This window comes from Cryobacterium sp. Y57 (assembly GCF_002929505.1).
In the GTDB taxonomy this organism is placed as follows: Bacteria; Actinomycetota; Actinomycetes; order Actinomycetales; family Microbacteriaceae; genus Cryobacterium.
Genome location: NZ_PJJL01000073.1, coordinates 110,057 through 123,523, shown reverse-complemented (window position 1 = coordinate 123,523; position 13,467 = coordinate 110,057). Strand labels below are relative to the sequence as shown.

General features: G+C 63.5%; 13 protein-coding genes and 4 tRNA genes. 9 read left to right on the top strand and 8 right to left on the bottom strand.

Annotated elements, in window-relative coordinates; translation table 11 throughout:
• Nucleotides 1-111: 111 nt before the first annotated feature.
• A complete protein-coding gene (locus tag CXY72_RS17900; RefSeq protein WP_104129015.1) occupies nucleotides 112-1,194 on the top strand; it encodes an Ig-like domain-containing protein in 1,083 nt (360 codons plus the stop codon).
• 205 nt (nucleotides 1,195-1,399) lie between these two features.
• Here CXY72_RS17900 and CXY72_RS17895 read toward each other — a convergent pair.
• The 3 genes from CXY72_RS17895 to CXY72_RS17885 form a co-directional block, all read right to left on the bottom strand.
• Nucleotides 1,400-1,471: transfer RNA gene (locus CXY72_RS17895), tRNA-Val, on the bottom strand.
• A 46-nt stretch (nucleotides 1,472-1,517) separates the two neighbouring features.
• Nucleotides 1,518-1,588, bottom strand: a tRNA-Cys gene (locus CXY72_RS17890).
• 73 nt (nucleotides 1,589-1,661) lie between these two features.
• A tRNA-Gly gene (locus CXY72_RS17885) sits at nucleotides 1,662-1,733 on the bottom strand.
• 235 nt (nucleotides 1,734-1,968) lie between these two features.
• On the opposite strand from CXY72_RS17885, the gene CXY72_RS17880 reads away from it, so the two are divergent.
• The 3 genes from CXY72_RS17880 (at nucleotide 1,969) to CXY72_RS17870 (ending at nucleotide 3,518) form a co-directional block, all read left to right on the top strand.
• Nucleotides 1,969-2,044 (top strand) — tRNA-Val (locus CXY72_RS17880).
• 74 nt (nucleotides 2,045-2,118) lie between these two features.
• Nucleotides 2,119-2,832, top strand: coding sequence for a M50 family metallopeptidase (locus CXY72_RS17875; RefSeq protein WP_104129014.1), 714 nt, complete (start codon nucleotides 2,119-2,121; stop codon nucleotides 2,830-2,832).
• Between the two features lie 35 nt (nucleotides 2,833-2,867).
• Nucleotides 2,868-3,518 carry an SDR family oxidoreductase gene (locus CXY72_RS17870; protein ID WP_104129013.1) on the top strand — a complete coding sequence of 217 codons (651 nt, stop codon included), beginning with the start codon at nucleotides 2,868-2,870 and terminating at the stop codon, nucleotides 3,516-3,518.
• 37 nt (nucleotides 3,519-3,555) lie between these two features.
• Here CXY72_RS17870 and CXY72_RS17865 read toward each other — a convergent pair whose 3' ends face one another.
• Together CXY72_RS17865 and CXY72_RS17860 are read right to left on the bottom strand one after the other, a co-directional pair.
• Nucleotides 3,556-4,125: a hypothetical protein gene (locus CXY72_RS17865; RefSeq protein WP_104129012.1), complete on the bottom strand. Its 570-nt coding sequence runs from the start codon at nucleotides 4,123-4,125 to the stop codon at nucleotides 3,556-3,558.
• A 70-nt stretch (nucleotides 4,126-4,195) separates the two neighbouring features.
• Nucleotides 4,196-4,927, bottom strand: coding sequence for a YqjF family protein (locus tag CXY72_RS17860; RefSeq protein WP_104129011.1), 732 nt, complete (start codon nucleotides 4,925-4,927; stop codon nucleotides 4,196-4,198).
• Between the two features lie 178 nt (nucleotides 4,928-5,105).
• Between CXY72_RS17860 and CXY72_RS17855 the strand changes: the two genes are divergently transcribed.
• Nucleotides 5,106-6,287 (top strand): MarP family serine protease, encoded by a 1,182-nt coding sequence (locus tag CXY72_RS17855; protein ID WP_104129010.1) that lies wholly within the window; start codon nucleotides 5,106-5,108, stop codon nucleotides 6,285-6,287.
• Nucleotides 6,288-6,492: 205 nt separating this feature from the next.
• Here the strand turns inward: CXY72_RS17855 and CXY72_RS17850 are convergent, their stop codons facing one another.
• Entirely contained in the window at nucleotides 6,493-7,713 is a 1,221-nt protein-coding gene (locus tag CXY72_RS17850) for an ammonium transporter (protein WP_104129009.1), read from the bottom strand.
• Nucleotides 7,714-7,870: 157 nt separating this feature from the next.
• A complete protein-coding gene (zapE, locus tag CXY72_RS17845; protein ID WP_104129214.1) occupies nucleotides 7,871-8,923 on the bottom strand; it encodes a cell division protein ZapE in 1,053 nt (350 codons plus the stop codon).
• Nucleotides 8,924-9,077: 154 nt separating this feature from the next.
• Between zapE and CXY72_RS17840 the strand changes: the two genes are divergently transcribed.
• Nucleotides 9,078-9,983 (top strand): sulfurtransferase, encoded by a 906-nt coding sequence (locus CXY72_RS17840; RefSeq protein ID WP_104129008.1) that lies wholly within the window; start codon nucleotides 9,078-9,080, stop codon nucleotides 9,981-9,983.
• Entirely contained in the window at nucleotides 9,980-10,408 is a 429-nt protein-coding gene (locus CXY72_RS17835; protein WP_104129007.1) for a SufE family protein, read from the top strand. The genes CXY72_RS17840 and CXY72_RS17835 overlap by 4 nt, the downstream gene beginning before the upstream one ends.
• On the opposite strand, the gene CXY72_RS17830 is transcribed toward CXY72_RS17835, so the two are convergent.
• Entirely contained in the window at nucleotides 10,381-11,610 is a 1,230-nt protein-coding gene (locus CXY72_RS17830; protein WP_104129006.1) for a S9 family peptidase, read from the bottom strand. The genes CXY72_RS17835 and CXY72_RS17830 overlap by 28 nt on opposite strands.
• 64 nt (nucleotides 11,611-11,674) lie before the next feature.
• Between CXY72_RS17830 and CXY72_RS17825 the strand changes: the two genes are divergently transcribed.
• Together CXY72_RS17825 and CXY72_RS17820 are read left to right on the top strand one after the other, a co-directional pair.
• On the top strand, nucleotides 11,675-12,265 hold the full coding sequence (locus tag CXY72_RS17825) for a DUF3000 domain-containing protein (protein ID WP_104129005.1): 591 nt from the start codon (nucleotides 11,675-11,677) through the stop codon (nucleotides 12,263-12,265).
• Entirely contained in the window at nucleotides 12,258-13,460 is a 1,203-nt protein-coding gene (locus tag CXY72_RS17820; RefSeq protein ID WP_199184088.1) for an HRDC domain-containing protein, read from the top strand. The genes CXY72_RS17825 and CXY72_RS17820 overlap by 8 nt, the downstream gene beginning before the upstream one ends.
• The last annotated feature ends 7 nt before the right edge of the window (nucleotides 13,461-13,467 follow it).

The window sequence follows — 13,467 nt, the reverse complement described above, 5'->3', positions numbered from 1 at the left end:
GCCGTCACGTCGCCGCGAAAACGCTCGCCCGCACTTCTAGCCTCGCCGATATCGGAGTATCTTGTCCTTAATTTGGGGGATCGATTACTACCGACCGCAAAGAAGCCAAGCATGATACTTGCACCGCACCCATCCCATTCCAGCCGTGCGGGCGCGAGGCGCTCGTGGCGCTTTCCCGCGCTGGTAGTACCGGTCGCCGTGATGCTCGGCGCCCTCATCGCCGCGCCATCAGCATCGGCGGTAACGGATGCGTCGGCCGTGTCCACGGGGCAGGCCACGGTCAGTATCGTGGCCGGCACGTTCGACATCTACTTTGCCGGGCGGGCCGCTTCGGTTTATGGCGAGATCACGCCCACCACCCCTGCCACCTGCGTCCCGACGGGGACTGTTCGGGTCGTCTCCCTCGAGCCAGGCAACCCCACCGAAACGCCGCCGCTCCTGCCAAGCGACACGGCCGGTGTGTTCTACTCCGACGCTCATCCCAGCGCGGCCGGAACGCGCCAGTTTCGAGTGGACTACCTCGGGGATAAGAACTTTGCCCCGGCCTCGAAAACCTTCAACTACTTCGTACCGACCGGTCCCGATACGAAAACGACGCTGGCCGCGACGCCGTCCGGCACCGTAACAGCCGGGCAGCGCATCACCTTCACGGCGAACGTCACGGACAGTCAGGGACGCGCCCTCAACGGTGACCGATCAGGCGAAGAGATCACTTTCTACGACAACGGCCAGCCACTCGTTGGCAGCCAGGTGTTTGGCGAATGGCACTCCACTTTGACCACGACGAGTCTGTCCGTGGGGGTGCACCGCATCACCGCCGAAAGTTTCGCCGTGTTCTACGAGTCCTCGAAGTCGCTGGCGGTGACGGTCACAGTTCTGGCCAAGACCGCCAGGGCCAGCAAGGTCCATGGAACGCTGACCGTGTCGCCGAGAGGTTCGGTTACTGTCGGCACCGCCGTCACGGCTTTGGCGAAATTCGCTCCGCGCTCCGGCACCGCCGTGGTGACCGGTTTCGTGCAGTTCTACGACGTGACAACGAAGGTCGGCACCCCGGTGGCGCTCAAGAACGGTTCAGCCACGTTCAGGTACGCGTCGCTCAAGGTCGGCACTCACGCGCTGGTCGCCCGCTACCTGGGCACGTCGAAATTCGCTCAGGCGTTGACCGTGCCAAAAATCGTACGGGTAGTTCGGTAGCAGGGGGTGTGAGGGCGCAGCCTGGTGATGCCCGGGTTCCGATCTCACACCGATACCGATTCCGAAACCGTCGAGCGTTCAATCACGACATCGGCGCCGACAACCCCGCCGCCCCCTGCCGCTCCCCTGCCGCTCGTCTGCGCCGAGGCTTCGGGCAAAAAAAACCCCGGATGACCGGGGTTCTTGTACAGCAGGAGATGCTCTGTGGGCGATACTGGGATCGAACCAGTGACCTCTTCCGTGTCAGGGAAGCGCGCTACCGCTGCGCCAATCGCCCAAGATTCTGGGAACTATCTATTCTTCAGGACGTGCACAAAGAACGGAGGTGGATACGGGATTCGAACCCGTGTTAACGGCTTTGCAGGCCGCTGCCTCGCCTCTCGGCCAATCCACCATGTGGGTTCACACCATATGGGTTCATACCAAACGAATTGGAACCGGCCTTTCGACCGATTCCAGTTCATTCGAGCGGATGACGAGATTCGAACTCGCGACCCTCACCTTGGCAAGGTGATGCGCTACCACTGCGCCACATCCGCAACTGTCCGCATTTCTGCGTACTTGGAGACTCTAGCCGAATAGCAAGACGGAAACCAAACCGAGGCGTTTACGGCGTGTTGCGTCGGTCGGCGCAACGGCCTGCCGTGACCTGACTGCTGACCGCGCACGGCACCCGCGCCACTCCCGGTGCGGTCTCGATGTGCGGCGGCGCGCCAGTCTGGGCTAGTATCAAAAGCCGCACGATAAGCCTTGGCTGTTGTGCGAAAAGCAATTGGGCGATTGGCGCAGCTGGTAGCGCGCTTCCTTCACACGGAAGAGGTCGTGGGTTCAAGTCCCGCATCGCCCACCACGAAAAACCCCCCGGTCAGCGGGGGTTTTTCTGTTGATCACCTCGCGCGGTCGAGGCGACCTAGTCTGAGAGACATGGACGTACTTCTCGACATCTGGCAGCGCATGACGACACCACATGCCGCGCTGGAACCGCTCATTGCCTGGCTAACCGTGGCAGCAGCAGCTGTGATCGTGCTCTTTCCTCCGACGTGGCGCCTCGCGCGGCATGTCATCACGATCGTGCACGAAGGCGGCCACGGTGTCGTCGCCGTGCTGAGCGGGCGGCGGTTGGGCGGCATCCGCTTGCATTCGGACACTTCCGGGCTCACCGTGAGTCGCGGACGTGCGACCGGCCCCGGAATGATCTTCACCCTGCTGGCCGGCTACCCGGCCGCAGCGCTGCTCGGCCTCGGCGCGGCCTGGTTACTCAGTTTGGGCTACGACGTGGGTCTCTTATGGGTACTTCTCGTGCTACTGGCAGTGCTGCTCGTACAGATCCGCAACTGGTTCGGGCTCTGGTCGGTTGCTGTTACCGGCGCCGTCGTGTTTAGTGTCTCCTGGTTTGGGTCGCCCCGGGTACAGGGTGTGTTCGCGCTGTTGGTCACCCTGGTTCTCCTTTTCGGTTCGCTGCGCACGTCTTTCGAACTGCAACAATCCCGGTCGCGTCGGGGCGGCTCCTCGTCGGACGCCGATCAATTGGCAAGACTCACCCACATTCCGGGTATTTTCTGGGTGGCCGTTTTCACCGCCGTGCAACTGATCTGCGTGGCCCTGAGTGCCCAACTGCTCGGCTTTGTTCAGATCTAAGACGCGCTTTCAGTCAATCGTGGGAGGCTGAAGGCATGACAAAAATTGCGATCATCGGCGGACACGGAAAAGTTGCCCTCCACCTGGCCCGTTTGCTCACGACTGCGGGACATGATGTCACCTCGCTCATCCGCAACCCCGAACACGTCGACGACGTCACGGCGACCGGTGCAACGCCGCTCGTAGCGGATGTCGAGCACCTGACTGCGGATGAAATGGCCAAAGCGCTCGCCGGGCATGCTGCGGTGGTCTGGTCCGCCGGCGCCGGCGGAGGAGGCGCAGAGCGCACGTACGCGGTGGACCGGGACGCGGCCATCCGCTCGATGGATGCCGCCGCTCAAGCCGGCATCCACCGTTACGTGATGGTGTCGTATCTGGGATCACGTGCCGATCACGGTGCCTCACCCGACAACGGCATGTTCGCCTACTACGAGGCCAAGGCTGCCGCCGATGACTATCTGCGCGCCACCTCGCTGAACTGGACCATTCTCGGACCGAGCACGTTGACCTTGGCCGCCGCGACGGGCTCCATCAACGTGGGCTCGAAAGCGACCGGTGACACTTCACGCGAGAACGTGGCGCTCGTTGCCGCGGCCGTGCTGGACGAGGCTAACACCGTGGGCGCGTTCATTGAATTCACCGACGGCGACGTGCCGATCGGCGACGCGATAGCCGCTATCCACTAACAGGCCCAGAAGCTCACAGGCCCAGAAGCTCACAGGCTCAGAAGCCGAAGTCGCCGCCACCAAAATCGCCGCCGAAATCGCCGCCGGAGTCGCCGCCCGCATCGCTCGCGGGGTCCGCGTTGGTTTCGGTGTTGGCGTCGGCTCCGGCATCCGTACCGCCGCCATCCATCGGCATAAAGGCGCTGACCAGTGCCGAACCAATGACGAATCCGGCGACGGTGCCCAGCAGTGAGCTGCCCATCATGCCGCCGAAGCCCCTTCCGTTCTGGTTTCCAAACGAGCGCGTCAGCGTGCCGGGCTGACGCAGTTCAGCCCGGGTCGCGGCTTGGGCGAGCGCGGCCGGTGCGGCGTCCGCGGGGCGTTCGCTCGGTTCGACGTTCTCGGTGAGTTGGCGAAAGAGAATATCGCGCTGCTCGTCGGTCAACTTTGAGAACGCCTCGCTATGCACCTGTTCGATGGTTTCGGGCGGGGCCGTGCGCAGCAGGTATTGGTAGCGCTCGACTGCGATCTCATCCTCGCTGCGCGTGGCGCCGCTGGTCGAACGGTTTGATCGGTGGTCGGTGGGTGATTGCTCCTTGCGGCCCAGCAGAAAGTCAAGAAATCCCATGGTGTATTGCTCCTCGTGTGGATTTGTCTGTCACAATTATTTTCCCAGATCTTTCTGAGCGCTGGCGTCGTTACTTTCCCCGGCCGAACCAGGTCGTGACGCCGGGTGAATAGAGCACAGAATCGGGCGCGCGATCGGTGAGGCCGGCAAAACCAGCCCCGGCCAATAGTGTGTCATCGAGTCTGACCAGCTCAGCCCCGAACAAGGGCCACGGCTCGTGGTGGTTGCGCAAATACACGGTCCGCCCACGGATACTCGTGAATAACGCCCATCGTGCCGTGAGAAAATCTGCCAGCGGATCATCAACGACAGCACCTGACCGCGGTCGCGCCACGATCTCTGAGCGCTTGGAACGGTCCCCGTGTCGCGTCGAGGTGTACCGGTACTGGCCGGAATCGATCGTGAGTCGGGTGCGCGACCAGATGTAGGGCAACGAGAACAGGGCGCGGGCAGCCAGCACAGCCGCGAGGCGACCGGCCTCCAATGAGACAAACACGACACCGCGACGGCCCTCGGAGTCGACCGCATAGAGCCGAACATTCACTTCGACGAAGGTGCCGAAGTACGGAATCGGCGGGCTCCCGAGAATGGTCGCGCGATCGAGCACAAAAGGAATCAGGCCGACCCAGCTCGACCCGTCGTGTTCGTCGGGGACGAGGCCTTTCGGCAACAACGGCGCGACCAGAGCCGCATCCACTCGCCAGTGCAGAAACACCACATGCGACCAGTTCTGGCTCGCCGAGGCCCTCCCGGCCAGGGGCGGTGCTATCGCGGAAATGGGATGTGCCTCAGCGTTCGCCATACGAATCCTTTCTCGATCTGCCTCACGGTACTCGCTGGGCACCCCCTGCGCATGTTGATCACCCGGGAATGCATGCAGGGAGGCGGTTCCGCTCAGCAATCGCGGAGGCGGCCTGTGTAAACATGAAGAAGACAAGAAACGTCGTGCTGCACCACACGAACTACAGATGAGGAGACGAATGCCGGGTTCGACCGTTCTCGACCTCTTTCTCGTTCTCGTCCTCTTTGTAGCCCTCGTCAACGGTTATCGCAGTGGACTGCTGCGGAGCCTCACCGGTATCGTCGGCGCCGTGCTCGGCGGGATAGCCGCCTTCTTCATAGTGCCCCTCGTGGGTGCCTGGGTGCCTGCGGCCGAATGGCGCACTCCGGCCACGATCGCCGTGGCGATTCTGCTCGTACTCATCGGCCACTCGATCGGTGTGTCCGTGGGTGGCTTGTTCGGTAGTCAGACACGGCGCTCCCCGCTCGGCACCCTCAACCGCGTGTTGGGATCAGCGTTTGCCGCTGTTGCCTCCGCCCTCGTCGCGTCGATGGTCGCGTTCAGCATCGGCGCCCTGGGCATCCCGTTCCTGTCCCCCGCCATCGCCTCCTCCACCGTCGTCTCAGGAATTGACTCTCTCACCCCCGACCCGGTCAAGGCGCTCCTGGCCGAGTTGCGTTCATTGGCCGTGCAGCAGGGCCTGCCGCGCATCGTCGACGCATTTGCGGGACCGGCACCGGATGCCGCCGAAGCCGACACGAGCAGCCCGGCACTGGCTGTGGCGGCGCAGTCGGTCGTACGCATCACCGGAACGGCCTACGCCTGCGGGCAGAGCCAGTCCGGCAGCGGTTTTGTCGTCTCTGACGGCCGCGTCGTCACGAATGCGCATGTCGTCGCTGGCGTGAGGCAGCCCGTCGTGCAAACGCCGGCCGGTGAAACAATTGCCGGCGAAATTGTCTACTTCGACCCGGTCGATGACCTCGCCATCATTTCGGTACCCGGCCTGGATGCTGCACCGCTGACCGTCGGCGCAAATCTCCCAGTAGGCAGCGGCGCGGCCGCCGACGGGTATCCCTTCGGAGGTCCGTATGTCTCCGATCCCGCGCAGGTCATCTCGATCGGCACCATCAACGTCGCCGATATTTATGGACAGGACCCCACGCCCCGCCAGGTGTACACCGTGGCTTCGGACGTGCAGCAGGGCGAATCGGGCGGACCTCTTTTGAGCGAATCCGGCCTGGTGGTCGGCGTTATCTTTGCCAAGGCGTCCAACACCGAAAATGTCGGCTACGCCCTCGCGCTCGAAGAGGTGCAGCCGGTTATCAGCCAGGCGCCCGGTTTGAGCTCGCCGATATCATCCGGGACCTGCGTTCGCGGCTGAACCGCCGGTATCCGCTCGCTCGCAGAAACACAGCCCCGCACAAATTCTTCCCAGCAGCAACCTGCTTCGCACCAATCTGTTTCGCACGAACAGTGCGCGGTGTCAACGAGGTGCGCAACGCACGAAGGGCGGTACAGAAGCGGGCCAACCCGTATTCCGTGCCGCCCCGTGCCAGGCAGACAGTGCACACTGACGACGTCAGAAGCTAGACCCGCTCGAGGGCGTAACCCTCTTCGCCGTGCACGCTCGTGTCGATTCCGGCCAGTTCATCTTCGTTCTTGATACGGAAGCCGATGGTCTTCTCGATCGCGAGGCCGAGCAGGTAGGCGACGATGAAGGAGTAGACGAGAACTGAAAAGCCTGCAATGGCCTGCACCGCGAGCTGACCGAGGTCTCCGCCGGTGAGGAGTCCGGTGTTGATGGCGAAGAAGCCGAGATACAGGGTGCCGATGATGCCACCGACCAGGTGGATGCCGACGACGTCGAGCGAGTCGTCGAAGCCGAGCTTGAACTTGAGTTCAACGGCGAGGGCGCACACGGCACCGGAGAGCCCGCCGAGCAGGAGCGCCCACCCCGGCTCCAGGTTGGCGCAGGCCGGGGTGATGGCGACGAGGCCGGCAACGGCGCCCGATGCGGCGCCCACCGAGGTGGCTTTACCGTCCTTGAACTTTTCCACGAGCATCCAGGCGAGGATGGACGCTGCCGTGGCGCCCAGGGTGTTGATCACGATGATGCCGACATTGGCGAGGCCATTGAGCCATTCAGCACCGGCGTTGAAACCGAACCAGCCGAACCAGAGAATCGAGGCGCCGATGAGGACGAGCGGTACGTTGTGCGGTTTGGTGATGCCCTTCTGAAACCCGACGCGCTTGCCGAGGACCAGGGCAAGCGCGAGAGCTGCGGCACCGGCATTGATGTGCACCGCGGTACCACCGGCATAGTCGATGACGCTCGGCAGGCCCAACGTTTCGCCGAGCTTCATGATCCAGCCGCCGCCCCAGACCCAGGCTGCGACCGGGAAGTAGACGAGGGTCGCCCAGATTCCCGCGAAGATCATCCAGGATCCGAACTTTGCCCGGTCGGCAACGGCCCCGCTGATGAGCGCGACGGTGATGATGGCGAATGTGGCACCGTACGTGGCACCGAGCAGGTCGGTGCTACCCGTCTCTCCCATGGCGAGATTGCCCAGGCCGAAGTCGGAGAACGGATTGCCGGCGAATTCGGTGGGACCGTTCACGGCGCTCATGTTGTAGCCGTACAGAATCCACAGGACGCTGATGAGGCCCAGTGCACCAAAGCTCATCATCATCATGCTGATGACGCTTTTCGCCTTGACCAGCCCGCCATAGAAGAAGGCGACCCCCGGTGTCATGAACAACACGAGCGCGGTGGCGGTCAGCCCCCAGGCAATGCTTCCGGTTTCCATAGAATTGTCCTCACGCGTCTCAAATGTGCAGGGCGTAGCGCGAGGCGATCCACCTCGGATACGAGATAAGTATCCGAGGTGACTGTTACAACAAACGTTCCGACGTGTTTCGTCGCGGTTACGGCCGCTGGCAAATTGTTAACGCCAGATTTCGGGGTCAGTCGGTGTGCGGCGGCAACTCTCCCGTAGTGAGGGCGACCATGCGCGACTGCGACCGCTGGTATTTCTTGCGATACCCGCCCGCCATCATCTCGTCGTCGAACACCTCATTGAGCGGACGTCCACTGGCGACGATCGGAATCTCAGCATCATAGACGCGGTCAATGAACGCGACCAGACGCAGGGCGTCCGACTGATCGGTCAGAAGAAAGACGCCCCGCAGAGCAATGACCTGGACGTCACGGATGACCTTGATGTATTTAGACGGATGCACGGTTCCCAGGTGACGAATCAGGGAACCGAAGTCATCCTCGGTGACCTTCGAACCACGCTCCAGCAGGGTGTTGACGAGGTGTTCACGTGCCTCCGGCTCAACCGCCACGGCCTGACCGGTGACGTTGCGGCGACGGTAGTCGAGACCGTCGATGCGCAGGGTCTCGAAGTTGGCGCTCATCGCGGAGATCTCGCGGAGAAAATCCTGCGCGGCAAATCTGCCCTCGCCGAGCGAGTTGGGCGGGGTGTTCGACGTGGCGGCGACGCGGGTGCCGGTGGCGACGAGTTCGCCGAGCAGCCGGGTCATCACCATGGTGTCGCCCGGATCGTCGAGCTCGAACTCGTCGATGCAGATGAGTTTCGCGCTGCGCAGCTCCTTGATGGTCTCCTGATAGCCGAGGGCGCCCACGAGGGCGGTGTACTCGATGAAGGTGCCAAAGTATTTCGGGCCGGTCGCGGCATGCCAGAGCGCTGCGAGCAGGTGCGTCTTGCCGACACCGAACCCACCATCGAGGTAGATGCCCGGCAGGTCGTCCTTCGCCTGTCGGCGGCGGGAAAAGAATCCGGCCGGCCGAGGGTTCACGAATTCCTGCAGCTTTTCAACGGCCGCGACCTGGGACGGGTAGTCGTGATCCGGCCGGTAGTTCTCGAACGAGGCGTGTTCAAACTGGGGAGGCGGCACCAGTTCGGCCACTATTTCCCGGCCCGTGATGCTCGGAGTTCGGTCGGCCAGTTGCGGAACTGTATGGTGCGCCTTCTGGTGGGCCTCTGGTGCCATGCTGAATCGCCCGTTCTCGTTCTTCGTGCTGCGAATGCGCAGTGTGTGCAAATGCGCTGTGTGCCGGCACCGCGTAGATTTATGGGGTGGACCAGATAAGCCTAATCCGCGGTCAACCCAAATCCGTATGCATCCGCTGTCCACTGGAGGTTACATGTCTGCCCCGTTCGATCCCACCGAGAAGTTTGCCACCTACGCCTACCCTTCCAGACTGGTTTCCACCGATTGGCTGGCCGAACATCGCAATGACGCCGGACTGGTCGTGGTCGAATCCGACGAAGACGTCTTGCTGTATGAAGTGGGACACATCCCCGGCTCAGTGAAAATCGATTGGCACACAGACCTCAACGACAAGGTCAACCGCGACTACATCGAGGGCGCCGCTTTCGCTGCCCTCATGAGCAGCAAGGGCATCACCCGCGACAGCACTGTGGTCATCTACGGCGATAAGAGCAACTGGTGGGCTGCCTACGCCCTCTGGGTGTTCACCCTGTTCGGCCACGACGATGTTCGTCTGCTCGACGGTGGACGCACCAAGTGGCTTGCCGAGGCGCGCGAGATGACAACGGATACCACCTCCGTCACCCCCACGGAATACCCGGTAGTCTCGCGCAACGACGCCCCGATTCGCGCCTTCAAGAACGACGTGCTCGCCCATTTCGGTAAACCGCTCATTGATGTGCGCTCCGACGAGGAGTACAGCGGTGTGCGCACGACGATGCCCGCCTACCCGGAGGAGGGAGCCCTGCGCGGCGGCCACATTCCTACGGCAGCGTCTGTTCCATGGGCCCGTGCCGCGGACACCGATTCCACTTTTCGCGCCCGCACCGAGCTGGACGACATCTACCGCGGGGAAGCAGGCCTGTCCGACGGCGACGACGTGATCGCCTACTGCCGTATCGGTGAACGGTCGAGTCACACTTGGTTTGTGCTGACCTACCTGCTCGGCTTCGAGAATGTGCGCAACTACGACGGTTCCTGGACCGAGTGGGGCAACGCCGTCGCCGTGCCGATCGCGGTCGGTACGGCGCCGGGTACCGCCCCGGCACCGCGTCCATGAGCGCAGACCTGCTGGCGGAGATTCGGGAGGACTTTCTGGCACTCGAGCAGAAGGACCGCCTGCTCTTGCTGCTCGAGTTCGCCAACGACCTGCCGGAACTTCCGCAAAATTTTCAGGATCATCCCGACCTGCTCGAACGTGTCGTCGAATGCCAATCGCCGGTTTTTATTTTCGTCGACCTGGACGCCGACGGCGCCTTCCACCTGCACGCCACTGCTCCGCGCGAGTCGCCGACCACACGAGGGTTTGCGTCAATCCTCGCCCAGGGGCTCGACGGCCTGAGCGCCCAGCAGGTGCTCGCCGTTCCCGATGACTATCCCCAGTCCATCGGCTTGAGCGAAGCCGTCTCACCGCTGCGCCTGCGCGGCATGAGCGCTATGCTCGGCCGGGCCAAACGTCAGCTCCGAGATCGACTCGCTACTTGAGACATTGGCAACTGCGCCAGCCAGGCTGCGATCTCTTCGTTCCACCGATCGGGGTCGTAGTTCCATAGTTTCGTATGTCTGGCTTCGGTAAAAGCAACGAAGGTCACCATGTCGGGCCGTCGGTCGGCGAGTCGACGCGACCCGGTCGGGGGCACGAAACCATCGTCGTCGCTGTGCAACAGGAGAACGGGACGGTGCACGTCGCGGGCGCGTTCCACAAAGTCGAGCCTGGCAAAATCAATGGAAGCGTCTTGCCCGGTCAGGCGCCGGGCCCAGCGCGCCCCCAGCGCAACGATGGCGCCGCGGGCGATCAGCCTTGGCAACTTGCGATCTGTGGCCTGCGCGTCAACAACGTCTCGCCAGTCGATGACCGGCGATTCCAGCACGACACCGACGATCAGGTCAGCGCGTCGACCGCGGGTCAGCGTCTGCAACACCACGGCGCCGCCCATCGACCAGCCCATCAGCACGATGCTCGTCGCCCCGTGCGCGGCGGCATAGTCGATGGCGGCGTCGACGTCTGGCCATTCGGTGTCGCCGAGGCCGTAACGGCGATCAGTGCTGGCGGGAGCGTCGCCGTCGTTTCGGTAGGAGACGAGCAACGAGGTGTAGCCGGCCGAGTGAAACACCGGCACGGCCCGTAGAGCCTCCTCGCGGCGCACGGCCCGGCCGTGCACCTGGATCACCCACCCTGTCGAACGGATGGCGGCATCCGCTGGAATGAGCCAGGCGGGCGCCAGCCCCACGGGCGTGCGAATGATGACCTCAGACCAGGCGAAACCAAGATCGGCGGGGCCCGTGTAGAGCCAACCGCTGAACCGCCCTCGGCGGGCAGCGGCGAGGTCGCCGTAGTCCACCGTGAGGATACGCCGGGTGACGGTCACGGCCGAGCGCGCGGTAATCTCACCGACCCGCGCATGCCCGGTGCCCGCGCTGAAGAAGAAGCTGTAATCACCCGCAAGGACGGAATCGCGATGGCGTTGCAGTGTGATCGTGCCGCTTGGCAGGTCGACCGCAACAACCCGGGTGTCATCGGTACGGGCTGCCGGCGGTGTGACAATGGTCTTCGCCATGACCCCCGCAAGCACACCGGCGACACCGACGATGGCCGCAGCAGAGCCGGCGATAACAATGCCGGTGACACCGAGAATCGCGCGCAGAACGTGATCATGACGCCTGTTTGGGGGCTGTGGGTCGTGCATGTGCACCTCCGACTGATCGGCGTGCCTCACGGACAACACCCAGAAAAAACTCTAGTCTGCAGACGTGCCCGAAACAGATCAATCGCTCCCCACGGAGTTCGCCGCGGCGTTGACAGCGATTCGTCGTGCCAGGAGCCGGGCCGAACTGGTCGTCACCGAAATTGCTGCTCCCGCACAACTCGCCCCGTATTCGATCGCCTTGGCCGCCAATATCGGGCCGGTGCGGCACGGCAGCGACTCCGAGCTGGGAACCGGCCGGTTCATCCTGCTGTACGACCCGGAGGAACCAGAAAGCTGGAATGGTGCCTTCCGCGTCGTCTGTTTCGCGCACGCTCCGCTTGAGGTCGAGATCGGGCTCGACCCGTTTCTGGCCGAGGTCACCTGGACGTGGCTCGTCGATGCCCTCGACTCGCGCAAGGCCACGTACACCGCGGCTTCCGGAACGGCGACTAAAATAATCTCATCCGGCTTTGGCGCACTCGCCAAACAGGGAGATGGTGCGCAGATTGAGCTGCGCGCATCGTGGACGCCCCTGAATCACAATCTCACCGCCCACGTCGAGGGGTGGGGCGAGCTGCTGTGCATGCTCGCCGGACTCCCTCCCGCTGGGGAAGGAGTCAGCATGTTATCAGCACGCCGAGCAGCCCGTGGCTGAATCGCACCACCTCGTCATTGACACCCGGGAGGCGTACCTTGCTGCGACGGCCGCTCTGGCGGCCGGGAACGGGCCGGTCGGGGTCGACGCGGAACGGGCATCCGGTTTCACGTACTCGCAGCGCGCGTACCTGATTCAAATTTACCGTCGCGGCGCCGGCACGTTTCTGTTCGACCCACCGCCGATCGGCAACTTCAGCGAGTTGAACGTTGCGCTCGCCGACGCCGAGTGGGTGTTGCACGCTGCGAGCCAGGATCTCGCCTGCCTGCGCGAAGTCGGACTCGACCCGGCCCACATCTTCGATACCGAGCTCGCCGCCCGGCTGCTGGGCATCCCACGGGTCGGCCTCGGCACCGTGGTAGAGGAGCTGCTCGGAATCCACCTCGCCAAGGAGCATTCTGCCGCGAACTGGTCGACCCGGCCACTGCCCGAATCGTGGCTGGTGTACGCCGCACTCGACGTCGAACTACTGCCGGACCTGCGCGACCGCATGGTCGAACTGCTCGTCGAGTCCGAGAAGACCGACATCGCCGACCAGGAGTTCGCCGCCACCCTGGCCAAAGAGGCCAAGGCTGCGCGCATCGATCCCTGGCGGCGGCTGGCGGGCATCCACTCCCTGCACGGGCAGCGCAATCTGGCCGTTGCCCGCGAATTATGGCTTGCCCGCGATGAATTTGCCCGTGACGTCGATGTCTCCCCCGGGCGCCTCATTCCCGACGCTTCCTTGCTTGCCGCCGCACGCTTGCTGCCGGCAACGAGACAGGCCCTGGCCGATCTGCGCGAGTTCAACGGTCGTGCCAGTCGCACGGAACTCGAACGCTGGTGGGCCGCCATTGAGCGCGGTCGGACGACGACTGATCTGCCAGCGCTCAAGGCGATCAGCGATACCCTGCCGCCGCCGCGGGCCTGGGCGGACCGCAATCCGGAGGCCGATGTGCGCTATCGGGCGGCGCGCGCTGCGCTGCAGACGGCCACGGATGAACTCGAGATTCCCTTGGAGAATCTGCTCACTCCGGACTATCTGCGCCGGGTGTCGTGGTCGCCGCCAGAACCGGCTGACACGGCATCCGTTGGGCAGGCCCTCAGCGTTCTCGGAGCCCGGCGCTGGCAAATTGACGTGACCGCACAATTAATAGCGGATGCTTTTGTAGAGATTCCACAAACAGCCGATCCCATCTCGGATCTGACGTCGTAGAAACCTG